General features: G+C 56.6%; 19 protein-coding genes. 10 read left to right on the top strand and 9 right to left on the bottom strand.

Features of this window, described 5'->3' with window-relative positions; all coding sequences use genetic code 11:
- Positions 1-2: 2 nt before the first annotated feature.
- Positions 3-896 (top strand): LysR substrate-binding domain-containing protein, encoded by an 894-nt coding sequence (locus ACT3RT_RS05880; protein WP_486029760.1) that lies wholly within the window; start codon positions 3-5, stop codon positions 894-896.
- Positions 897-1,570: 674 nt separating this feature from the next.
- On the opposite strand, the gene ACT3RT_RS05885 is transcribed toward ACT3RT_RS05880, so the two are convergent.
- Positions 1,571-1,846 (bottom strand): CBU_0592 family membrane protein, encoded by a 276-nt coding sequence (locus ACT3RT_RS05885; protein WP_496202647.1) that lies wholly within the window; start codon positions 1,844-1,846, stop codon positions 1,571-1,573.
- A 328-nt stretch (positions 1,847-2,174) separates the two neighbouring features.
- Here ACT3RT_RS05885 and ACT3RT_RS05890 point away from each other — a divergent pair, with 328 nt between their 5' ends.
- From ACT3RT_RS05890 to ACT3RT_RS05910, 5 genes are read left to right on the top strand one after another with little or no spacing between them, the layout of a single operon-like run.
- A complete protein-coding gene (locus tag ACT3RT_RS05890; protein WP_496202648.1) occupies positions 2,175-3,758 on the top strand; it encodes an ABC transporter substrate-binding protein in 1,584 nt (527 codons plus the stop codon).
- Positions 3,758-4,705, top strand: a complete 948-nt coding sequence (locus ACT3RT_RS05895; protein WP_034789813.1) for an ABC transporter permease — start codon at positions 3,758-3,760, stop codon at positions 4,703-4,705. The genes ACT3RT_RS05890 and ACT3RT_RS05895 overlap by 1 nt, the downstream gene beginning before the upstream one ends.
- A 12-nt stretch (positions 4,706-4,717) precedes the next feature.
- On the top strand, positions 4,718-5,560 hold the full coding sequence (locus ACT3RT_RS05900; protein ID WP_353501804.1) for an ABC transporter permease: 843 nt from the start codon (positions 4,718-4,720) through the stop codon (positions 5,558-5,560).
- Complete coding sequence (locus tag ACT3RT_RS05905) at positions 5,557-7,209, top strand: ABC transporter ATP-binding protein (protein WP_353501803.1); 1,653 nt, start codon at positions 5,557-5,559, stop codon at positions 7,207-7,209. Before ACT3RT_RS05900 ends, ACT3RT_RS05905 begins: the two co-directional genes overlap by 4 nt.
- Positions 7,206-9,233, top strand: coding sequence for a CocE/NonD family hydrolase (locus tag ACT3RT_RS05910; protein ID WP_496202649.1), 2,028 nt, complete (start codon positions 7,206-7,208; stop codon positions 9,231-9,233). The genes ACT3RT_RS05905 and ACT3RT_RS05910 overlap by 4 nt, the downstream gene beginning before the upstream one ends.
- A gap of 6 nt (positions 9,234-9,239) precedes the next feature.
- Here the strand turns inward: ACT3RT_RS05910 and ACT3RT_RS05915 are convergent, their stop codons facing one another.
- A complete protein-coding gene (locus ACT3RT_RS05915; protein ID WP_185687911.1) occupies positions 9,240-9,689 on the bottom strand; it encodes a winged helix-turn-helix transcriptional regulator in 450 nt (149 codons plus the stop codon).
- Positions 9,690-9,854: 165 nt separating this feature from the next.
- Between ACT3RT_RS05915 and ACT3RT_RS05920 the strand changes: the two genes are divergently transcribed.
- The 3 genes from ACT3RT_RS05920 to ACT3RT_RS05930 all read left to right on the top strand — a co-directional run bounded on the left by ACT3RT_RS05920 (position 9,855) and on the right by ACT3RT_RS05930 (position 12,446).
- On the top strand, positions 9,855-10,646 hold the full coding sequence (locus ACT3RT_RS05920) for an SDR family NAD(P)-dependent oxidoreductase (RefSeq protein ID WP_496202650.1): 792 nt from the start codon (positions 9,855-9,857) through the stop codon (positions 10,644-10,646).
- Positions 10,647-10,740: 94 nt separating this feature from the next.
- Positions 10,741-11,646, top strand: coding sequence for a helix-turn-helix transcriptional regulator (locus ACT3RT_RS05925; RefSeq protein ID WP_496199794.1), 906 nt, complete (start codon positions 10,741-10,743; stop codon positions 11,644-11,646).
- Positions 11,647-11,756: 110 nt separating this feature from the next.
- Positions 11,757-12,446, top strand: a complete 690-nt coding sequence (locus ACT3RT_RS05930) for a fumarylacetoacetate hydrolase family protein (protein WP_496202651.1) — start codon at positions 11,757-11,759, stop codon at positions 12,444-12,446.
- Between the two features lie 31 nt (positions 12,447-12,477).
- On the opposite strand, the gene ACT3RT_RS05935 is transcribed toward ACT3RT_RS05930, so the two are convergent.
- The 7 genes from ACT3RT_RS05935 to ACT3RT_RS05965 form a co-directional block, all read right to left on the bottom strand.
- Positions 12,478-13,293, bottom strand: a complete 816-nt coding sequence (locus ACT3RT_RS05935) for a hypothetical protein (protein WP_496202652.1) — start codon at positions 13,291-13,293, stop codon at positions 12,478-12,480.
- Entirely contained in the window at positions 13,293-13,490 is a 198-nt protein-coding gene (locus ACT3RT_RS05940) for a hypothetical protein (RefSeq protein ID WP_353501797.1), read from the bottom strand. The genes ACT3RT_RS05935 and ACT3RT_RS05940 overlap by 1 nt, the downstream gene beginning before the upstream one ends.
- Positions 13,491-13,654: 164 nt before the next feature.
- Positions 13,655-15,136, bottom strand: coding sequence for an L-asparagine permease (ansP, locus tag ACT3RT_RS05945; RefSeq protein WP_185687915.1), 1,482 nt, complete (start codon positions 15,134-15,136; stop codon positions 13,655-13,657).
- 394 nt (positions 15,137-15,530) lie between these two features.
- Entirely contained in the window at positions 15,531-16,382 is an 852-nt protein-coding gene (bglG, locus tag ACT3RT_RS05950) for a transcriptional antiterminator BglG (protein ID WP_441655972.1), read from the bottom strand.
- Between the two features lie 152 nt (positions 16,383-16,534).
- Positions 16,535-17,932, bottom strand: coding sequence for a glycoside hydrolase family 1 protein (locus ACT3RT_RS05955; protein ID WP_496202653.1), 1,398 nt, complete (start codon positions 17,930-17,932; stop codon positions 16,535-16,537).
- Between the two features lie 15 nt (positions 17,933-17,947).
- Complete coding sequence (bglF, locus tag ACT3RT_RS05960) at positions 17,948-19,840, bottom strand: PTS beta-glucoside transporter subunit IIABC (RefSeq protein ID WP_496202654.1); 1,893 nt, start codon at positions 19,838-19,840, stop codon at positions 17,948-17,950.
- 267 nt (positions 19,841-20,107) lie between these two features.
- On the bottom strand, positions 20,108-21,610 hold the full coding sequence (locus ACT3RT_RS05965; protein WP_496202655.1) for an MFS transporter: 1,503 nt from the start codon (positions 21,608-21,610) through the stop codon (positions 20,108-20,110).
- A 125-nt stretch (positions 21,611-21,735) separates the two neighbouring features.
- On the opposite strand from ACT3RT_RS05965, the gene ACT3RT_RS05970 reads away from it, so the two are divergent.
- The gene (locus ACT3RT_RS05970; RefSeq protein WP_496202656.1) at positions 21,736-22,731 is read left to right on the top strand and encodes a helix-turn-helix domain-containing protein; all 996 of its coding nucleotides are present in this window, start codon (positions 21,736-21,738) and stop codon (positions 22,729-22,731) included.
- Positions 22,732-22,755: the final 24 nt, after the last annotated feature.

The following is a 22,755-nucleotide window of genomic DNA, read 5'->3' on the forward strand; positions in this document are numbered from 1 at the left end:
ACGTGCAGATAGAACCTTTACCACCCCTAAACACCTTGGTGGCCTTTGAATGTGTTGCACGTTATTGCAGTTTTTCACGCGCGGCGGATGAGTTAAATCTGACGCAAAGCGCCATCAGTCGGCAAATCTTGCAGTTAGAAGAGATGCTGGGCTGCAAGCTGTTTCAGCGTAGCCAGCGCAAGGTGACGTTGACGCCTCGCGGGGAGATTTACGCCGAGCAGGTGCGAAAGCTGTTGGGTGATATTTCACAATCCACCGCCGAAGTGATGGGCTGGAGCGGCCTGCCGCAGGTGACGCTGGCCTGCACCAGTGCGATGGGCAGCCTTTGGCTCTCATCGCGCCTTTCGGCTCTGCGCCGATTGATGCCGGATTTGCAGATCCGCATGAAGATTTCGGACAGCTTCTCTGACCTTAAATCCTCAGAGTTTGATCTGGCGATTTTCTACCTGCGCACCCCGCCCGCGGGCTATCACGCCGTGCCGCTGTTCGACGAAGTTTGTTATCCGATGTGCTCACCTGAGTTTTTACGCCAGCTTCCCGCCGACCCCGACGCCGCCGAATTGCTCAATCACACGCTGTTAATTCAAGACGATCCCCAGCGCGAATGGACCGGCTGGCGCGACTGGTTTACCTCGCAGGACGTACACCATTTCGCCCCAAGGCAGACGTGGCGAGCCAACAACTACCCGTTTCTGGTGCAAGCCGCCGTGCTCGGCGACGGAATTTTGCTCGGCTGGGAAGGCTTAGTGCAGGATTATGTCGATAACGGACAGCTGGTCCATGCCCATCCGGGCAAGCTGGCCGCTGACGGAAAATGTTATATTTTGACGCCGCAAGACAGGTATTTGAGGCCCGTCATTCGACGGGTGATCGAATGGCTTTTGCAAAGCCAGTAAACCTAAAATCGCGACTTTGCGATATGTTGCAAACTGGCCTTAAGGTCAAGGTCAAGGTCGTGGGCGTCGGCCCACACCGACCAAGGGAGGCGTAAACGCGCCTCCCTTGGAACCCTGCGTTTTTTCCTGTTGTGAGACAGAGGCTTCGCAGGGTCGGAATGGACGTGTTTCAGCAGCCACGGTGATCGTCGCGAAGTGCCGCCGCTTAGGCGGTTCCCTCAGTTCGGGCTTCGAGCCATAGGTCTCGAACCACTCCCTCGGCGTCACTTCTGAACGCGACCTACTGGCATTTACACCGAACCTTTCCATTCAATTCGTAAAACAAATCCAAACCTCATTGAAAAGGTACGGTTGAAATGCCTCAAAACCGCAGTCAAAAATGGCGCTGAGCGAACGGTTCGAGACCTATGGCTCGAAGCCTGAAGCGAAGGCACCGCCTAAGCGGCGACATTTTGCGGTGGATAACGGAAGCCTCTGAAACACGTCCTCCCAACGAGCGATAGCGCGCAGTAAAGAGCCGGGGATTCTTAAGGGGCGCGGCGATAGGCGCCCCTTAAGGCCGGTGTGGCGGCAGCGCACGACCTTGACCTTAAAGGCCAGTTTGCGTGGCAACGCAATGTTTTGAATTCAAACCCCAACTTTTCATTAATTTTACCAAAATTCTTAACTGCGTTTTAAATCTCAATTTCTGGAATTTTATTCTTCTCTAAATAACGGCGTTTCCGCGCCGCCCTCATCCCAATTAAGGTAAACAACAACCAGCATGACTGGGAAATACAAGACGCCAAATTAAAATCATGGCTCAGGGAGTAGAGACCAAAGGTACCGCCAATAATATTAAGCCAGGCATAAATATCAGCATCTACTGCTAGTTTGCGCATTTGAACCAGCGCATAAGCCAGCAGGTAGCAGAAGACGCCTATTAAGCCAATCAGGGTATGGAAGTACAACGGTTATTTCCCTTCGCCGAATTCAGATACAGGCAAAATAAAACGTTTCAGGGTGTTCTGCCGCGCATTTTTCGCATACTCTCATGATAAATTCTCATGCAAATTCATCAGAGTGTTTTGATATAAATCACTAAGCAATAAATATAAATTATTCCTTTTTTCACCTGCGCCTATCCCCTATGCCCTTCGCGTTGAATCAAGGCAGCATGCGAACAAACCCCGGTTAGCTTACCTGCGTAAGTGTTTCAGGCGAATGAACGCGGCCAACCTTGAGACAAGACGCAAGAGCCTGGAGATAACAGGTTTTCGCCACCCCGGAGATAATTAGATGAAAGATAAAAATTCCGCTTTGACGCAATTAATGCAGGATGCAAAACTCAGCCGCCGCGGCTTTATTACCAGCGCTGCTGCTGTGGGTATTACCACCGCCTATGGTCTTTCCCCCCTGTCTGCTTTTGCAGCCGAGCCAAAAAAAGGTGGCGTATTAAAATTGGGAATGTCAGGCGGTAACACCAGCGATTCTTTAGATCCCACATTATTCAGCGACTGGGTTCCGTTAAATCAGGCATATATGCTGATGAACGGTTTAGTCGAAATAGATGAAAATAACAAAGCGATTCCTGAACTTTTTGCCAGTTGGGAAGCCAAACCGGGCGCAACCGAATGGATATTCACTCTGCAAGACGGGGTAACATTCCATAACGGCAAGAAACTCGATGCCGACGACATTATTTACTCCATCAACCTGCATCGCGGTGATAAGACCAAAAGCGCCATCAAAACTCAGCTGTCGCCAATCACCGGTTTGAACAAGCAGGGCGACAACCAAATCGCTATCACGCTGGAGAGCGGAAATGCTGACCTGCCGTACCTGCTGGCTGACTACCACTTGCTGGTGGTGCCGAACGGCTTTACCGACTGGTCACACCCGATTGGCACCGGCGGCTTTGTGTTTGACCAATACGAGCCGGGCGTGCGCTCGCTGTTTAAACGCAACCCTAACTATTGGAAGAAAGACCGCGCCTTCGTGGATGCCGTGGAAGTCATCGTCATCAATGACCCAACCGCGCGCACCAACGCCTTGATTTCCGGGCAGGTTCACGCCATTAACCGCGTCGATTTCAAAACCGTCGATTTCCTCAAACGCAGCCCGGCGCTGAACATCGTGCGCTCCTCCGGCGGCCAGCACTTCACCTTCCTGATGGACTGTAGCGTCGCGCCGTTCAATAACAACGACGTGCGCATGGCGATTAAACACGGCATTGACCGGCAGAAGATCCTCGACACGGTGCTGCGCGGCTACGGTTCACTCGGCAATGACCATCCCATCCCGAAAACCGATCGCTTCTTCAACCACAGCCTTGAGCAGCGTGTCTACGACCCTGACAAATCCGCCTTCTATCTGAAAAAGGCCGGGCTAACTGACCTCAAGCTCGAACTCTCCTCCTCCGACGCTGCCTTTGCCGGTGCTCTCGATGCCGCCGCCCTGTTCCAAGGGGAAGCGCAAAAAAGCGGCATTCAGGTCAGCATCAAGCGCCAGCCCGCTGACAGCTACTGGGACGACGTGTGGATGAAAGCGCCATTCAGCATGGGGTACTGGGGCGGCCGCCCGACGGCGGACCAGATGTTCTCCACCGCCTATCAGTCGACGGCGAAATGGAACGACACTCACTGGAAAGATGAGAAGTTCGACGCCCTGCTGCTGCAAGCCCGCTCCCTGCTGGACGACGGCAAGCGCGCTGAAATCTATGGCGAATTGCAAAGCATTGTCCGCGATAACGGCGGCGCGATGATCCCCCTGTTTGGCGACTATCTTGACGCCGCCAACAAAAAAGTCGGCGGAATTAAACCGCATCCGATGTTCAACTTCATGGGTGGTCGTCTGGCCGAGCGCGTCTGGCTGGAGGCATGATGAAGAAGAAGATTTTACAACGCGTGCTGCTTGGGGTAGGCACGCTTTGGCTGGTTTCACTGCTGATTTTTGTGGGAACTGAAATGCTGCCAGGGGATGTGGCAACCGCCATTCTCGGCCAGAGCGCCACGCCGGAAACCGTGGCGGCGCTGCGCCTGCAACTGGGGTTGGACGAGCCGGCCGTGCTGCGCTATCTGCACTGGCTGGTGGGAATTCTGCACGGTGATTTAGGTAACTCTTTGGCGAATGGCAGACCTATCGGCAACGAGCTGCTGCCGCGTCTGGGGAATACCCTATTTTTGGCCGGTTACGCGGCCATTATCGCCATCCCGCTGGCCGTCGGCTTGGGGATTGCGTCCGCCATTTGGCGCGGCTCAATCTTCGACCGACTGGCCAATACCCTGACCCTCATCAGCATTTCGGTGCCGGAGTTCTTCGTGGGCTACGTGCTGGTGATCGCCTTCGCCATTCGCCTGACGTGGTTCCCCAGCCTGGCGATGGTCGACCCCAGCTCCTCGTTCGTCGACCGGCTCTACGTCTGCACTCTGCCGATGCTGACGCTGACGCTGGTGGTGCTGGCACACATGTTGCGCATGACCCGCGCCTCGGTGACGGCGGTGATGTCCAGCCCGTACATTGAGAGCGCGGTGCTGAAAGGCGTGTCGCGCTGGCGGATTGTGGTGTCCCACGCCCTGCCCAACGCCCTCGCGCCAATCATTAACGTCGTCGCGTTTAACCTTGCCTATCTGGTGGTGGGGGTGATTCTGGTGGAAGTGGTGTTTGTCTATCCGGGTATCGGCCAGTACATGGTTGACGCCGTGACCAAGCGCGACCTGCCGGTGGTTCAGGCCTGCGGCCTGCTGTTTGGCGGCACCTACATCTTCCTCAATACCACCGCTGATTTGCTGGCGATTTGGTGTAACCCACGTTTACGCCACGCGCGCTAAGGCAGGAGCAACATGAATCATTCGCATAAAGCTTCATTTATCAGCAACATCCCGCTGTCAGCATGGATTGGCATCGTGATTATCGCGGTCAATCTGCTGGCGGCGATTTTCGCCCCGTGGATCGCGCCGCACAGCGAAACCGAACAGGTGGGTGACATCTGGCTATTACCCTCGGCGGCCACGCCGTTCGGCACCGACAGTCTGGGGCGCGACATGCTTTCACGCATTCTGTTTGGCGCTCGCACCACTATCGCCATCGCGCTGACCATCACCATTGCGTCATTCATTATTGGCATTATTAGCGGCTTCGCGGCGGCGATTTATGGCAAATGGGTGGACGTGGTGCTGTCGCGCATTGTCGATACCGTGATGTCGATTCCCGTGCTGATTTTCGCCTTGATGGTGCTCTCCGTGATGGGTACCTCCATTCCGGTTCTGGTGCTGACTATCGCTCTGCTCGACGCCACCCGGGTTTTCCGTTTGGCGCGTTTGGTGGCGCAAGCCATTGTTTGCCAAGAGTATGTCGAAGCTGCTCGTCTGCGCGGTGAAGGACTGCGCTGGGTGCTAACCAAAGAGATCCTGCCCAACGCCATGCCGCCGCTGCTGGCCGAGTTCGGCATGCGTTTCTGCTTCACCTTCCTGTTTATCGCCGGACTGAGCTTCCTCGGCTTGGGCATTCAGCCGCCTTACGCCGACTGGGGCAGCATGGTGCGCGACAACGCGCAGGCGATTAACTTCGGTCAGTTCGCGCCGCTCTACCCGGCTGCGGCCATCGCGCTGCTGACCATTGGCGTCAATTTGGTAGTTGACTGGCTACTGGCCCGCAACAGCCTGCCGCACGGAGAAGAAGCATGACGGACAACAAGCAAGACCTGATCCTCGAAATGCGCGGGCTGCGCATCGAAACCCTCGACGGCTCGCCGCTGGTGCAGGACATCTCCCTCACGCTGGCGAAAGGCGAAATCCTCGGGCTGATTGGCGAATCTGGCGCGGGAAAATCCACCATTGGCTTAGCCGCGCTGGGCTATGCGCGACAGGGCTGCCGGATCAGCGGCGGCGAAGTGATTGTCGATGGCACCGATATTGTTTCCCAACCCGCGCGAGTCAAACGCCAGTGGCGCGGCCGCCGCGTGGCCTATGTGGCACAGAGCGCGGCGGCGGCCTTCAACCCGGCACTGACCATTGAAAAACAGGTGTGCGAAGGGCCGATTCGCCACGGATTGATGAGTAAAGAAGAGAGCCGCCAGTGGGCCATCACCCTGTTCCGCTCGCTGGATCTGCCGGACCCGGAAAACATTGGTAAACGCTATCCGCACCAGCTTTCTGGCGGCCAGTTGCAGCGCGCGATGGCGGCCATGGCCATGTCCTGCAAGCCTGACTTGCTGGTGATGGATGAACCTACCACTGCGCTGGACGTTACCACTCAGATTGAAGTGCTGGTGATGCTGCGCAAGCTGGTGCGCGAGTTCAATACCGCTGCGCTGTACATCACCCATGACCTCGCCGTGGTGGCTCAGTTGGCGGACCGCATTATGGTGTTGCGCCACGGCAAAGAAGTGGAAACCGGCAATACTGCGCAGATCCTTAGCTCGCCAAAAGAGGAATACACCCGCCGCTTAGTGGCCGAGCGCGAACACGCGGCAGAAACCGTGACCGCCGCGCAGCCAGAAGCCCTGGCGGCTTTGCTGACCATCAAACAGCTGAGTACCGGCTACAACGGCAAGAAAGTGGTCAATGACGTCAACCTGCAACTGGCGCGCGGCAAAACGCTGGCGGTGATTGGCGAGTCGGGTAGCGGCAAAAGTACCCTCGCCCGCGCGCTGGTTGGCCTGCTGCCGGATACCCAAGGCAGCGTCGAGTTCGACGGTGTCACCCTCTCGCCGCTCTACCAACAGCGGCAGAAAGAGACGCTGCGCCGCATTCAGATGATCTATCAGCTACCGGACGTGGCGCTCAACCCGCGCCAGACCATTCTTGAGCTGATTGGTCGCCCGGTGGCGTTCTACTTCGGGCTGAGTAAACGCGAAGTGCGAGCCAAGGTGGAAGAGCTGCTGACCCTGACCGAACTGCCGCTGAAGCTGATTGACCGATATCCGGGCGAGCTGTCCGGCGGCCAGAAGCAGCGCGTCTGTATCGCCCGCGCGCTGGCGGCCCAGCCGGAGCTAATTATTTGCGATGAAGCCACCTCGGCGCTCGACCCGCTGGTGGCCGAAGAGGTACTTAACCTGCTGCGCCGCCTGCAAGAGCAGTTGGGGCTTTCCTACCTGTTCATCACCCATGACCTCGGCACGGTGAAGCGCATTGCCCATCAGGTAGCGGTGATGTATCAGGGCAACATTGTTGCCAGCGGCGATACCCGCGTGGTGTTCAGCCCGCCTATGCATCCGTACACTGAAAAACTGCTGACCTCAGTGCCAGAAATGCGCACCGACTGGCTGGACGACGTGCTGGCGCTGCGTTCCTCCTCTTCTTCCGACAAGACATCTTTGACAGGCGCACTATGACCACAAAACGCATTATTACTGAGTTCCCGCATTCGGTGACCACCATCGAGCATCTGTGGATCAAACTGAGTGACGGCACCCGCCTCGCCGCCCGTTTATGGCTGCCGGACAGTGCGGCGGACCAGCCGGTTCCGGCCATTTTGGAATACATTCCCTACCGTAAACGAGACGGAACCCGCACCCGCGACGAGCCGATGCACGGCTATTTCGCCGGTAATGGCTACGCCGTGGTGCGCGTGGATATGCGCGGCAGCGGCGAGTCCGACGGGCTGCTGGCGGATGAATATCTGATGCAAGAACAGGACGACGCGCTGGAAGTGATTGAGTGGATCACCCAGCAGGCGTGGTGTAGCGGCAATGTCGGCATGATGGGAAAATCCTGGGGCGGCTTTAACGGCTTGCAGGTGGCGGCACGTCGCCCGGCGGCGCTAAAAGCGGTGATCACCGTCTGCTCCACCGACGACCGCTACGCCGATGATATTCACTACAAAGGCGGCTGCCTGCTCAATGACAACCTCTGGTGGGGCGGCATCATGCTGGCTTATCAGAGCCGCCCTTCTGACCCGGCGCTGGTCGGCGAAGGCTGGTACAACGAGTGGCTCAATCGCCTCGAAAACATGCCGTTCTTCCCGGCATTGTGGATGGAACACCCGCTGCGCGATCGCTACTGGCAGCACGGTTCCGTCTGCGAGGACTGGTCGGCGATTCAATGCCCGGTGTTAGCCATTGGCGGCTGGGCAGATGCCTATAGCAACGCGGTGTTCCGCCTGATGGACAACCTAGAGGTGCCGCGCCGCGCCATTATTGGCCCTTGGGCGCATATTTACCCGCAGGACGGCACGCCGGAACCGGCGATTGGCTTCTTGCAAGAGGCGGTACAGTGGTGGGATCACTGGCTGAAAGGCGAACAAAACGCCGCAATGGACGGCCCGATGGTGCAAGCCTGGCTGCAAGACAGCCAGCCGCCGTCTGCCCAGCGCCCGGTCAGCAAAGGCCAGTGGGTCGGCTTTGATAAAGGCACGGCGAGCAATGTGACTCATGAGCCTCGCTGGCTAACGCGCGGCCAGTTGAATACTCACCCGGACGCAGAAGCCGGCGTGATTTCCATCTGCTCGCCGCAGAACCACGGCCTGATGGCGGGAGAATGGATGGGCGCAGGCGTGCTGGGTGAAACGCCGCCGGATCAGCGCGTGGATGACGGCAATGCTGAAATCTTTGACGGCCAGCCGCTGGCAGAGCCGCTGTCTGTCTTCGGCTTCCCGCAGTTCACCGTCGAGCTGAGCAGTGATAAACCGGCCGCCATGCTCTACGTGCGGCTGTCGGACGTCTCGCCAGAGGGCGCGGTCAATCGCGTAACCCACGGCTGGCTGAATCTGAGTCACTTACAGGGGCATGATAAATCTGTACCGCTGGTGCCGGGGCAGAAAGTGCGGGTACCGGTACAGTTGGACGGCATTGCCCATCGTTTCGAAGTCGGCCACCGTCTGCGGGTGTCGCTGGCCACCACCTATTGGCCGATGATTTGGCCAATGCCGGAAGCCGCCACCCTGACCCTTGACCTGCACAGCGCCCAGCTTTCGCTGCCGGTGTGCCACCAGCCGCGGGTGATTGACGGCCCCATCAAAGAGCCGCAAAGCGCCGCGCCGACGCCGCAAACCGTGCTGACCCAAGGCCGTGTGGATCGTTCCATCAGTTACGATTTCCTGACCGATGAGTGGACCAGCGTCACCAATGGCGAAGGCGGCGTGTTTGGTGAAGGGGTTTATCGTTTCGACGACATTGATACCACGGTGGATCACAACCTGCGCCGCGAGCTGGTGGTCGGCAATGCTGACCCATTGTCGGCGCGCTATCTGCTGACGCAGACCATGAAAATTGGCCGCGAGGGCTGGCAGATTGAGGCCGTGATCACCCTAGAAATGCGCAGCGACCTGACTCACTTTATCGTCAGCGGCGATATGGTGGTCAGCCTGAATGGCGAGGAAGAGTTCACCAAGTACTGGCACGAGCGTATTCCTCGCTAACGCGGGTTATTTTTTCTGCGGCTGAATGGCCGTGATCTCGTCATAGCTTAAAACCCGCCCATCTTGTGAACGCAGTTCTATGGTTTGCAAAGGTTGGCGGGTTTCTTTATCCACCATTTCGGTGAAAGGTTCGTTCTCGTCAAACAGGTATTTGCTGCCCCACTGGCTTAACGCCACCATGATCGGGCGCAGCGCTTTACCCTTCTCCGTCAGCACATAGTCCTGATACGCCGATCCGTCGGCGGCGGGTTCAATACGCAAAATCCCTTCAGCCACCATCGACTTTAGCCGCGTGCTGAGGATGTTCTTCGCTGCGCCAAGGCTGCGCTGAAACTCGCTAAAGCGCGTTAAGCCAATCATCGCATCGCGCACGATAAGCAAGGTCCACCAGTCGCCAATCAAATCCAGCGAACGCGTGGCCGGGCAGACGCTGTCATCCATTCGGGTTCTTTTCATTGCCGTTCTCTCTTAGCTGTTCTCTGCAAACTGTTCTCTATGAACAGGGCCGAGTAGCAAAATGTGCCCTGCTTAAAAATCTGGTTGCATTATAAAACCACCTGCCGTACAAATGCATCTAGTTTAATAATTAAACCAACCCAAACACTGAAAAGGAACACCCAAATGTCGCAATCTACTCAACATAAACCTGTTGCTTTAATCACCGGCGCTTCCACCGGCATTGGCGCGATTTACGCCGATCGCCTGGCGAAACGTGGCTATGACCTGGTGCTGGTCGCCCGAAATGCCAAACGCATGGAAAATGTGGCGCAGCCGCTGCGCGCGGCGGGCACTCATGTGGAGATCATCGCCGCCGATTTGACTGAGCATAACGACCTGCTGCGCGTGGAAGATTTCATCCGCCAACACCCGGAGATTTCTCTGCTGGTGAATAACGCGGGTTCCACCACGCCGGGCGGATTTGGCTCAACCGACGTTGAGTCGATTGATCATCTGATTCGCCTGAATGTCACCTCGGTGGCTCGTCTTTCCCGCGTGGCGCTGGACGGCCTGCTGAAGCACAAAGATGGCGCGATCATTAACATTTCATCGGTGATGGCCTTCGCCCCTGAGCTGAATAAAGCGGTGTATACCGCCTCGAAATCCTTTGTGCTGACCTTCTCACAGACGCTGCAAAGCGAGCTGGAACAGCAAGGTCTGTACGTGCAGGCCGTGCTGCCAGCCGCGACGCGAACTGAGATTTGGGACCACGCGGGTCAGAACGTGGACGACCTGCAAGGGGTGATGGAAGTGGCTGATTTGGTTGACGCCGCGCTGGTCGGCTTTGACCTTAAAGAGAAAGTTACTATCCCGCCGCTGCAGGATGAAAAGCTGTGGACTGACCATGAAGCGACGCGCATTGGCCTGCTGACCAACTTCGCCCACTCCACGCCGGGCGCCCGTTACACTCGCTAACAGCCGCAGGATGGCTGGCGAACAAATTCGCTGGTCATCCGCTTTACTCTTTGCAAATATAACATTCCGTTAACGTCATTCGGACATGTGAAGTATGCCAGCCCCCGCCACCAGCGTGACTTATGGAATGTCGCAGCGCAGCGACCGCCCTGACTTTTATATCCGCGATCAGTCCGAACGCCCGGCGTTAATGCAGCCACACCGACATGACTACTTCCAGATCCAGCTCAACTGCGGCACGGATAGCGTCCAGCACATCGGCGGCGCCATTCGCCCCTTTACCTATCGCACGATTGCTTTTATTCAGCCGCACCGCCTGCATTTCATTCCTCATCCCGAGGATGGCCGCTCGATGGTGATCAACATTTCTGCGCCCTTTTTGCTGCGCAATACCGCCATGGACACGCTGGATTTAGACGACATTCCGCTGGCTGACGTGCCGGAATTAGCGCCGTTTCGCTTTCAGGAGTATCTCGACTTTGTCATGTCCGAAGAGGACTTTGCCGAGATAACCTTGCTGCTGGAGAAGATGCGCCAGTGCGACCGCCAGCGGGAGTTTGGCGATGATCTGCGCCTGCGCGGCTACCTGCTGCAATTGCTCGGGCTGGTGTGTTATCGCTATCAGCAGCCGCTGCAAGAGATGGCGGCGCGTAACGCCGAGAAACGCGGACAGCAGGCGGCGCTCAACCGCACCTTGCGCTATATCCGCCGCCAGTTGGCTGACCCACAGCTGAACCTCACCGATGCCGCCGCCGCGGCCTTTATTTCTCCTAACTATTTGACCCACCTGCTGCGCAAAACTATCGGCAAAACCTTCTCCGAGCTGGTGCTGGAGCGGCGAATGCGGCTGGCGCGTATGAAGCTCACCACTAGCAGTGAGAGCATTGCCGAGATAGCCCGCCAGTGCGGCTACACCGACGACGCCTACTTCTCGCGGCGCTTCCGCCAGGCCCACGGCGTGCCGCCGGGCAAGTTCCGCCAGTCGCCGACTGACTTCTAACGCCGATATCCTCTTTTTGTCCAAAAACAGCATGGATCTGTCCAGTTTCAACTTGGCGGTTTTACGCGACACTGCAACTCAGACATCGCCATAAACCGAAGGAAGACAATATGACTGCTTACGTATTTCCCCCTGCCACCACGCCGTCTCTGGCGATTGAAGGTGAAGAGGCACGCTTCCCATTACGCCGCGTTTACTGCGTCGGCCAGAACTATGCCGCGCACACCCGCGAAATGGGCCACGATCCTGATCGTGAACTGCCTTTCTTCTTCAGTAAACCGGCGGATGCGGTGATCCCAGCCAGCGGCAACGTGCCTTATCCGTCACAGACTGAGCTGCTGCATTATGAAGTGGAGTTAGTGGTGGCGATTGGCGTTGGCGGCAAAAATATCGCCGTGGACAACGCGCTGGAGCACGTTTGGGGTTACACCGTGGGTGTCGATTTGACCCGTCGTGACCTACAAACCGTGGCGAAAAAGGCGGGACGTCCGTGGGATTTAGCCAAAGGCTTTGACGCCTCTGCGCCGACTAACCCGCTGCTGCCGGTCAGTAAGGTGGGGCATCCGGTGAAAGGAATTATCTGGTTGAGCGTCAATGGCGAAGAGCGCCAGAACGGCCATCTGAGTGAGCAAATCTGGAAAGTGCCGGAAGTGATCAGCCTGCTGTCTGAGGCGGTTGAACTGCAACCCGGCGACCTGATTTTCACAGGGACCCCGGCAGGCGTAGGTGAAATCAAACGCGGCGATGTGGTGACTGGCGGTATCAAAAACATCGGGACGTTCAGCTTCACCCTCGTCTGATAAAGGCTGGCTTGTTGTTAAATCAAAGGTGTTAAATTATTGGCGTCCGGTCACCGGGCGCTTTCTCCTCTAAAGTGCGCTCCACGATGGGTGCCAACTTCTCAAAACCACAGGCCGTCGCCGGGTCGAACAGTGAAAGTGACTCAATTTGATTGAGCAAAATCACCTTGCGGAAATTCAACGCGTTATTCGGCTCAGACACCGGGGTTATCCAGTGCTTCTGGTAGTAAGCCGCATAGTTATGCTCCACCACCAACTGCTGGGTGTCGCGATCGCGAAAACCACTGATCATCGGGATAACCACTACGTTATCTGATGACGAGGTTTCACAGCGCGCGGTATGCACCATGCCGATATATACCCGATGCGAGTTCAGGGTGATATACACCATGTCGCCCTGTTCCATGCACTGATACAAAATCCCTTCGACGCCGTTGGCGCTGGTCAGTTGCTTATAAAGCTGCCTACGACCGGCGGTATTGAGCCGCAGCCCGGGGGACCACGTAGTGCGGAACAGACAGAGCAAAACCGACACACAGAGCATAATCACCACAGGGGCTTGAATCCCCAAGAAACTCCAATTAATGAAGTCACGGTGGTAATGCACGTGCTGCGGAATGGCCTGCATCTCCGGCAGATAGTTAATGCCGATGGAAATGCCCCACAGCAGCATATAAACCAACGCAATCACCATTACGCCCTGCAAAACGAAAATGCAGCCGTACAGTGCGACCAGGAAATAGACATCCCAGCCAAAGGTGCGTTTGAGTTTAAAGCGCGTGGAAACGTTGCGCGTGGTGTACCAGTAGCCGCACACCATTAAAACCATAAATACTGCTGTTGCCATTAAAGTACGCTCATCTTTTTGACGTGACGGGTGAAGTCCTGCTGCACCTGCTCGTTGGCAGGATTCACAGACGCGATGCCGTTTTCATCAATCAGAATACGCTCACCCTCCTCGATAGTTTCCTGAATGTCATTCGCACTAAACAGCCCTAAAAATTGCTCAGGACTGGAAAATATTCGCATGACGATTTTCAGCATATTGCCTCCATTTTGGTTTAAGAAAGATAGAGTGTAGTCAAGAAAGACGGCAAAGCACGGTATGGCGGGGGTTTTCGGATTAGTTACTGGTTGAACTTACAGGTAAAAAAAGAGCACAGCGCGATGCTGTGCTCCTGAGTTTGCTCGGTCAGTGGGAAAAGGAATTAGCTTTTCGCTTCGCCGGCATGGTGCGCTTCTTCATGCGCGGCCTGCTCGGCTTTGACTTCTTTGGCGCGGTTACGCAGACCAAACCAGCCCAGCACCAGCAGAAGAATCAGTACCGGAATAGTGGCGACGGTGTAAGTACCGTTCGGGTAGTCGAAGGCCATCAGCACCAGTACGCCCGCCAGGAAGGCTAAGGTCAGCCAAGAGGTCACCGGCGCCCAAGGCATTCTGAAAGACACCTCTTTCGCCTTGCCCTCTTTGATGGCTTTACGCAGCTTCATCTGGCAAACGATGATGAATGCCCAAGAGCTAAGAATACCCAGCGACGCGACGTTCAGCACGATTTCAAACACCTGCGACGGCACGTAGTAGTTAAGCACCACGCCGATGATGTAGATTGCCACGGTCACCAGGATCCCAGCGTAAGGCACCTGCTGGGCGTTCATTTTAGACATGAACTTCGGCGCGGAGCCGCCCATCGACAGGGAACGCAGGATACGACCAGTAGAGTACAGGCCAGAGTTGAGGCTCGACAGCGCTGCGGTCAGAACCACGATATTCATAATGGTGCCGATGTAAGGCACGCCCAGCTTGCTGAAGAAGGTCACGAACGGGCTTTGGCCTGCCTGATACGCATTCCACGGCAGCAGCAGCACCAACAGCACCACGGACCCAACGTAGAACAGCGCGATACGCCAGATAACGCTGTTAATGGCTTTCGGCAGAATGGTTTCAGGATCTTTAGTTTCACCCGCCGCCGTGCCGACCAGTTCGATGGCGGCGAAGGCGAAGACCACGCCCTGCACCAGCACTAAGGCAGGCAGCAAGCCGTGCGGGAAGATGCCGCCGTTTTCGGTGATCAGGTGCAGGCCGGTTGAGCCGCCCGCCACTTCTTTGCCGGTGCCCAGCACCACCACGCCGACAATCAGGAACAGCGCGATGGCCGCCACTTTGATCAGCGCAAACCAGAATTCCATTTCGGCGAACCATTTCACGCCAATCATGTTCATGGTGCCAACGATGGCCAGTGCGCCAAGGGCGAACATCCACTGAGGTACATCACCGAAGGTGCCCCAATAGTGCATATAGAGCGCCACGGCGGTGATATCCACGATGCCGGTCATTGCCCAGTTGAGGAAGTACATCCAGCCCGCCACGTAGGAGGCTTTTTCGCCTAAGAACTCGCGGGCGTAGGAAACGAAGCTGCCGCTGGTTGGACGGTGTAAAACCAATTCGCCCAGTGCGCGCAGGATGAAGAAAGAGAAAATACCGCAGACCGCGTAGACAATTGCTAGTGCCGGACCCGCCATTTGTAAGCGCGCACCTGCACCTAGGAATAAACCGGTACCGATAGAACCACCAATGGCAATCATCTGAACCTGACGATTGCCCATACTCTTGTGATATCCGTCTTCGTGTGAATCCAACCAACGTCGCTTAGCGGCCTGTTTCGCCTCAGCGGACTTTCTATGTAATCGCATTCTTTCCTGTTCTCCAAAAATGCCCGCAGCCTGAATTCTCCCAACAGGCAAACGGTTGCAGATGTTGACGCTTACGCGGTGTGTTCCGCTCTATTATTTTTAGCCTAACTGAAAATACTCGGTGAACTGACTTACGTGAAAGCAGCAGCCAACCCTGCTGTGGAGTGCTGGATTGAGAGTATTAACGGCGGTGGATGCTACCTGTATTGTGCATTTGAGGCAAAAAAAACCTATCTCTAAGTGTGAGGAAAATCGCCTTATGGATGGATTATTAAGAAGAGTCCTAGGTATAAATGCCGCAAAAATAGCCGATTGATAATGGCTTATTCTGGCCGCTACTGGTGTCACCAGACAAAAAAGCCCGCGCTGGCGGGCCTTTATGCTTTATGAGTTGTCACTCGGCGGTTTTGGTTCCACAACTTTCTTTGCGCACCCTTTCGATGTTGATGGAAAGGTACATCATCTCCTCCTTGCTCAATGCGCGTTGATAGGTGGCGGCGAGGAAGAGACTGATCTTCTCAGCACAGCCCCAGGCCTGCGGATAGCTCTCTTTAACCGCGACGTAGAGCGCGACATCGTCGTCGGGCACCTGCGCGTGGCTGAACATTCGCTGGGCGAAAAACTTCAGGTGAGTGACAAAACGGTGGTAGCTCAGCGCCTCCTGGTCATACTCCAGCCTTAGCTGATATTTCACCAGATGTAGGATCTCCTGCATCACCTTGGTGATCTGTTTCACCTGCGACATATCGCCATCCAGCTGCCCGTTGACCAGGTGCAGCGCGATAAATCCCGCCTCGTCGTCCGGCAGCCTGACACCCAGCCGACTGGCAATAATCGCTAACGCCTCGACGCCCAGCGCGTACTCCTTCGGGTAGAGCCGCCGGGTTTCCCACAGCAGCGCGTTGCTCAGAGGCACGCCCTGCCTCTGCCGTTCCAGCGCGAAATAGCAGTGATCGGTCAGCGCAACATAGAGATTCTCCTGCAATTTCCCCAATCGCTGGCTGGCAAGCTGGATGATCTGGTCGCAGGTGGTCATCACCTCCATGGGAATGTGGCTCAGCAATTCCGAGAGCCGCGCCACCAGTTGATCGCTTTGCAGCGCAAAGACTTTTTCCACTTTGCTATCGTCAACCCGATCGCCAACCTGCTTCTGAAACGCCAATCCTCGGCCCATCACGACCTGTTCCCGATGCTGTGGGTCGAGCACTAACACCACGTTATTATTGAGTATTTTGGTGATTTCCATTGCCTTCCCCTGAAAAACAAAAAACCTGACCCCTTCCGCAGAGAAGTGATCAGGTTTTGCCTGCCTAAGCAGTAACAATCCAGAACCGAACTTTACCAGTTCTCGCCATCCTCTCAATCAGAGCGCGGCGCAAACGTGATAAGGATCGCGGGTTAGGCTTTTAGCGTGGCACCGTGGTTTTTAATAATATCGGCATACCAGTAGAAGCTTTTCTTGCGGCGGCGTTCCAGCGTCCCCTTGCCCTGATCGTCGCAATCCACGTAAATAAAACCGTAGCGTTTGGAGAATTCCGCCTTAGAAGCGCTCACCAGATCGATAGGTCCCCAGCTGGTGTAGCCCATCACTTCTACGCCGTCGGCGATGGCTTCGCGCACCTGCACCAGATGGTCATTGATGTATTGAATACGATAGTCGTCGTTGATGCTGCCGTCGGCTTCAACATGATCGCGCGCGCCCAGCCCGTTTTCGACGATAAACAGCGGTTTTTGGTAACGATCGTACAACTCATTCATCAAGTAGCGCAGACCGACCGGGTCAATCTGCCAGCCCCACTCAGAGCTAGCGAGGTGCGGATTGGGCACCATATTGAGAATATTGGCGCGCGCCGCCTGATTCTGCTGCGGGTCGGTGGTGACACAGCCGGTCATGTAATAACTGAAGGAGATAAAATCCACCGTATGCTTCAGCGTCGCGATATCCTCAGGGGTGATGTCCAGCTCAATCTGATGCTGTTTGAAGAAACGTTTCATGTAAGCCGGGTAATAACCGCGCACCTGCACATCGCCAAAGAACAGCCAGTCGCGGTTCTGCTGCTGGGTTTCCAGCACGTCGACAGGCTTGCAGCTCAGGGGATACAGCATGCCGCCCAGCAGCATATTGCCGACTTGGCCGCCTGCAACAATCTCATGGTAGGCTTTTACCGCGCGGGCGCTGGCCACCAGCTGATGGTGGATTGCCTGATAGATGGCCTGTTTGCTACTGTCCGCCGCCAGCCCGACGCCGGTAAAGGGCGCGTGCAGTGACATATTAATTTCGTTGAACGTCAGCCAGTGCTTCACTTTATGTTGATAACGTTCGAACACCGTACGGGCATAATTTTCGAAGAAATCTATGGTTTTACGGTTGCCCCAGCCGCCGTAGTTTTCCACCAAACCATAGGGCATTTCGTAGTGTGACAACGTCACAAGCGGCGTAATACCGTACTTTTTCATCTCATCAAACAGCCGATCGTAGAACGCCAATCCGGCTTCATTGGGCTGCGTTTCATCTCCCTGCGGGAAGATACGCGTCCAGGCAATCGAAGTGCGCAGCACGGTGAAGCCCATTTCGGCGAACATTTTGATGTCTTCGGGGAAGCGATGGTAAAAATCAATGGCCTTGTCTTTGATGCCAAAATCACCCGGCACGCGCTGCTTTATCTCGCCGAAGATCCCCTGCGGCTGGAGGTCCGAGGTGGACAGCCCTTTGCCATCCGCCAAATAGGCTCCTTCCACCTGATTTGCGGCTACGGCCCCGCCCCATAAAAACCCGTCTGGAAAACGTTGAGTCATTGGTCTCTCCTTTGATTAGCGTAAAAGTGACAATAGTGGGCTTTGCTCCGCCACCGGCTGGCCGATGGCTGAAGCAATAACGTCCAGATAATCATCGCTGTTGCTGATAATTATCGGCGTCGTCAGGTCATATCCCGCGTCGGCGATGGCCTGTAAATCGAACTCGAGCAGCAAGTCTCCCTGCTTCACCTCGTCATTCACCTGCACGCGCGGGGTGAAGAAACGGCCATCGAGTTTCACCGTATCAATGCCGACGTGAATGAGTATTTCCGCGCCATCGCGGCTCTGAATCCCTAAGGCGTGATGCGTGCGGAACAGCGACACCAGCGTGCCGTCGCAGGGTGCAACGACTCGCCCAATCTGTGGAATAACCGCCGTCCCCTTGCCCAACATGCCGCTGGCAAAAGTGGCATCCTTCACCTCGCTGAGCGCAATACAGTGGCCCGCCAGAGGGCTAAAAAGTGCTTCTTTGCTGCGCACGGGGGAAGATGTGACGGAGGTTGCCGGAGTCGCGGCTTTGCGGCTCTCTTTGGCTGGCGGCGCGGCCTTGGCGGACAGCCCAAACAGCCAGGTTGCCACGGCGGCGAAGGCGAAAGCGAAACCGGCACCGACCAGCGCCGCCGTCACTGAACTGTCAAAGCCCGTCGGGGGGATCATCTGCGCGAAGGTGAACACGCTGGGCATGCCGAAGGAGTATGTGGTGCTGTGGTAGAAGCCCAGCACGGCGGCACCGATTGCGCCGCCGATGCAGCCAAAGATAAAGGGACGGCGCAGCGGCAGGGTCACGCCATACACCGCTGGTTCGGTGATCCCAAACAAACTGGCGCTAAATGCCGAACCCGCGATGCCCCTGAGTTTAAGATCTTTGGTGCGCAGCAGCACACCCAGCGTGGCCCCGGCTTGCCCCATCACGGCGGGCAGCACCAGCGGCATCAGGGTGTCGTGGCCCAGTACGCTGAGATTGTTGATCATCATCGGCACCAGCCCCCAGTGCAGGCCGAAAATCACGCAAACCTGCCAGAACGCGCCGACGAAAAGACCGGCAACCAGCGGGCTAACGCCATGAATATATTGATATCCGTTAGCCAGTTGCTGGCTCGCCCAGGTGGCCGTCGGCCCAATCAACAGGAACGTCAGCGGCACGATCACCACCAGACAAACCAGCGGCGTGAAGAAGTTGCGAATCGCGCTCGGCAACCTTGGGTTAATGCGTTTTTCCAGCCAGCAGGAGGCCCACGCGGCGAAAATAATTGGGATAACCGAGGAGCTATAATTGATAAAAGTCAGTGGGATACCGAAGAAATCCAGCGCCACGCTGTTGGCCGCCAGCGATGAGTCAAAAGCGGCAATCATCAGCGGGTGAGTCATGGCGCCGCCAATTGCCATCGTGATAAAGGGGTTGCCGCCAAACTTTTTCCCGGCGGTATAACCCAAGATAATCGGGAAGAAATAGAACAAGGCATCACTGGCGGCGAACAACACCTTGTAGCCGCCGCTGTCGCTGCTCATCCATCCGAGGGCCAGCGCCAGCGACAGGAAGCCTTTCAAAATACCCGATGCTGCCAAAATGCCGATAAACGGGGTGAAAATGCCGGAAATTACATCAATAAAGCGCGCAAAGATGTTCTCTTTCACGCCGTTATTGCTGGCGGCGTCGCCAGACTCTTCCCCTTTCATCGCCAGCGCGTCGAACACCTCGCCGACATGATTGCCAATGACTACCTGAAACTGCCCGCCGCTCTCCACCACCATAATCACGCCGGGGTTGCGTTTCAGGGTTTCGGCACTGGCCTTGCCGCTATCCTTAAGCTTGAAACGCAAGCGAGTGGCGCAGTGCACCACGCTTTTTACATTTTCCCGTCCACCCACTCCTGAGAGGATTTCATCCGCTAAAACCTTATATTCCATTATCTTATCTCGTTCTGATGTGGTTGCGCCGTGCAGAGGCGAATCGCTAAGCACCTGAGTAAAGGCCAAAAAAAAACCTAAACTTGCTGTCTCTTGCACCGGCGGGGGTGAAGAAGCAGAAAGTTTAGGTTTTGCCTGATGAACAGTAACAATCCTGTTTTCTAGCCCTGAGTCTCTAGCGAACTATTCAAAGTTACAAGGGGGAAAAATAACCGGAGCGGGTAATTGTGATCGGGTTCATATTTCACCCACCCCGGCAGAGGCGAATTAAGGCACCGACTGCGGCAGTTCGTGCGGGCAGCCCTTGCGCCCGTTGAACAGCAGGTAACTTGCCAGCGCCAGCAGCCAGACGCCCAGCGCGCCGTAGAGCAGCAGGTTGCCGAAGCCGTCAATCAGCGCCTGCTGAATGCCCGCGTTGAGCGTCGCGGATTCCGCCCCCGCCGCCACTCGCTCGGCCAGCGCGTAGAGTTCCCCCGACGCCATATTCACCGCACTATTCTCCCGCAGGCTGGCGGCAATCCCCGCCACCAGCAGGCTGCCCATCAGCGCGATATTTATTGCCAGCGTGATAAGCCGCGCGCTGATATCAATCCCCGAGGCCATCCCCGCCCGGTTGCCCGGCACCGATCCCGTAGTGGTATTGGTCACCGGCGTATTAATCAGCCCCAGCGTAGCCCCCGCCAGCAGTGCGCCGGGCAGCAGCGTCCAGCCGTTGGCGGCAGCGATTTTCATCAACATAAAACTCGCCCCGAGGGTGAACAACCCCAGCGGGATAAAGCGCGCCGCGCCGAACTTCGCCACTAAACGTTCGGCCAGCGGCGGCATAATCAGCGTCGGCAACGTGTAGGCCAGCAGCGCCACGCCGGTGGCCAGACTGCTATAACCCAGCCCGACCTGATAGTAGACCGGCAGGTAAATCATCAGCGGCCAGAAGCTAAAGTTCATGCCAATAGAGCCCATCAGTGCGCCGGAAAATGGCCGAATGCGGAACACCGAAAAATCAAACATCGGGTGAGGATGACGTTGTTCAATCCAGACAAACAGCAGCGCGCTCAGCAGGGTCAGCGCCACCAGCCCATAGGCCAAACTGCCTTGCCAGTCTAGGGTACTTCCCTGAGTTATCAACCAGGTACTGCCTAACACCGTGAGTGACAACGTCACAAGCCCGCCAATATCCAGCTTTTTGGCCTGCGGATCCCGTGAATCCACCACATTATTCAAGGCTAAAAACAGTGTCACAACGGCGATAAACACGTGTACCAGAAACACCCATTGCCAGCTAAATAGCGCCACCAGCCCGCCGCCAATAATCGGCCCGAACCCCAGCCCAAAGCCAAACACCACGCCCCACGCGGCGAAGGCCGTGCTGCGCGATCTGCCCTGTGGGAACTGGGTGGAGAGAATGGCAATCAGGCAGGTCAGCATCGCCCCGCCGCTCAGCCCCTGTAAGAAGCGGCCGAAAATAAGCCAGGGCGCGGTAGCCGCCAGCCCGCACATCAGCGAGGTGACGCCAAAGGCCGCGATGCTTACCAAAAAGACGCGCTTACGGCCGAAACGGTCCGCCAGCGTGCCCACCGCCATTAAGACCGAAGTACAGGCCAGCGTGTAGGCATTCATGATCCACTGTAGGTCTTTAAAGCTGGCGTGCATCTGCTGCTCCAGCACCGGTAAAATCACCGGCACGCTGGAGATCTCCAGCCCCGACATCAGTGCCGCGAGGCAGACCGCCACCAGCGCTAGCGTATTTTTAGTGTTTGTTGGCGTGCTCATACTCTTCCTACCCAAACGTTAAGTTGGCCCAGTATGGAAGATTGTAGGCGTGGTGGTAATTGGCACGGATGCCATGTATCGTCAATATTGTGCCAACTTTAGCCACTATTCATCTAAGGCCCGCCATGACTGCTTTCACACCCTTCAATTCGCATGCTCCCTTTAACCGCCGACTGGTGCTGCTGGCCTATGAGTGCCTGTGCACCTTTGAGTTTGGCACGGCGATAGAGGCCTTTGGCCGCGTCGACGACCAACTCGGCACGCCTCTCTATGATTTGGACGTCGCCTCGGTGGAAGACACCACCATTGGCGCGCAGGGTGGTGTGCGCCTGACGGTAGACGGCGGGCTGGAGCTGCTGGAAGACGCCGGAACCATTGTGATCCCCGGCTGGCGCAGCGTGCATGAAGCGCCGTCCCCGCAGCTGGTTGCCGCGCTGCAACGCGCCTACCAGCAGGGTTCGCGGATTGTTTCTATCTGTGCGGGGAGCTTTATCCTTGCCGCCACTGGCCTGCTGGATGGTAAAAAAGCCACCGCCCACTGGAACAGCACCGAGGAACTGGCGCGGCAGTTTCCACAAGTTCAGGTACAGCACGGCGTCATTTATGTCGATGAAGGCAGATTGATCACCTCGTCCGGCGGCGCGGCGTGCGTGGATCTCTGTCTGTATCTGATTCGCCGTGATTATGGCGCGCAGGTGGCGAATCGCACGGCCCAGCGCATGGTCACTTCAACCCATCGCGAAGGCAATCAGGCCCAATATCTGCGCCAGCCGGTGTCGATTCTGCCGGGCAAAACCCTCTCGCCGCTGTTAGACAGCCTGCGCACCCGACTGAACACGCCGCTGGTGATTGAACAACTGGCCGCCGAGGCGGGAATGAGCCGCCGCACTTTCCTGCGCCGTTTTCACGACGCTACCGGCACCACGCCGGGGGAATGGATGCTCAGCGTAAAAATTGAAAACGCCTGCGCCCTGCTGGAGAGCAGCACGGTCAGCATTGAACGGGTGGCTGAAGAAGCCGGGTTTGGCTCGGTGGAGACGCTGCGCCACCATTTTCGCCAGCGCCTGGGCACCACGCCGACGCGCTTTCGCCAGCAATTCAGCGATCGGACAGCTATTTAGCTTCAGCCATAAAAAAGGCGCACC

Origin of the sequence: Ewingella sp. AOP9-I1-14 (assembly GCF_052375995.1) — a bacterium.
Lineage (GTDB): Bacteria > Pseudomonadota > Gammaproteobacteria > Enterobacterales > Enterobacteriaceae > Ewingella > Ewingella allii.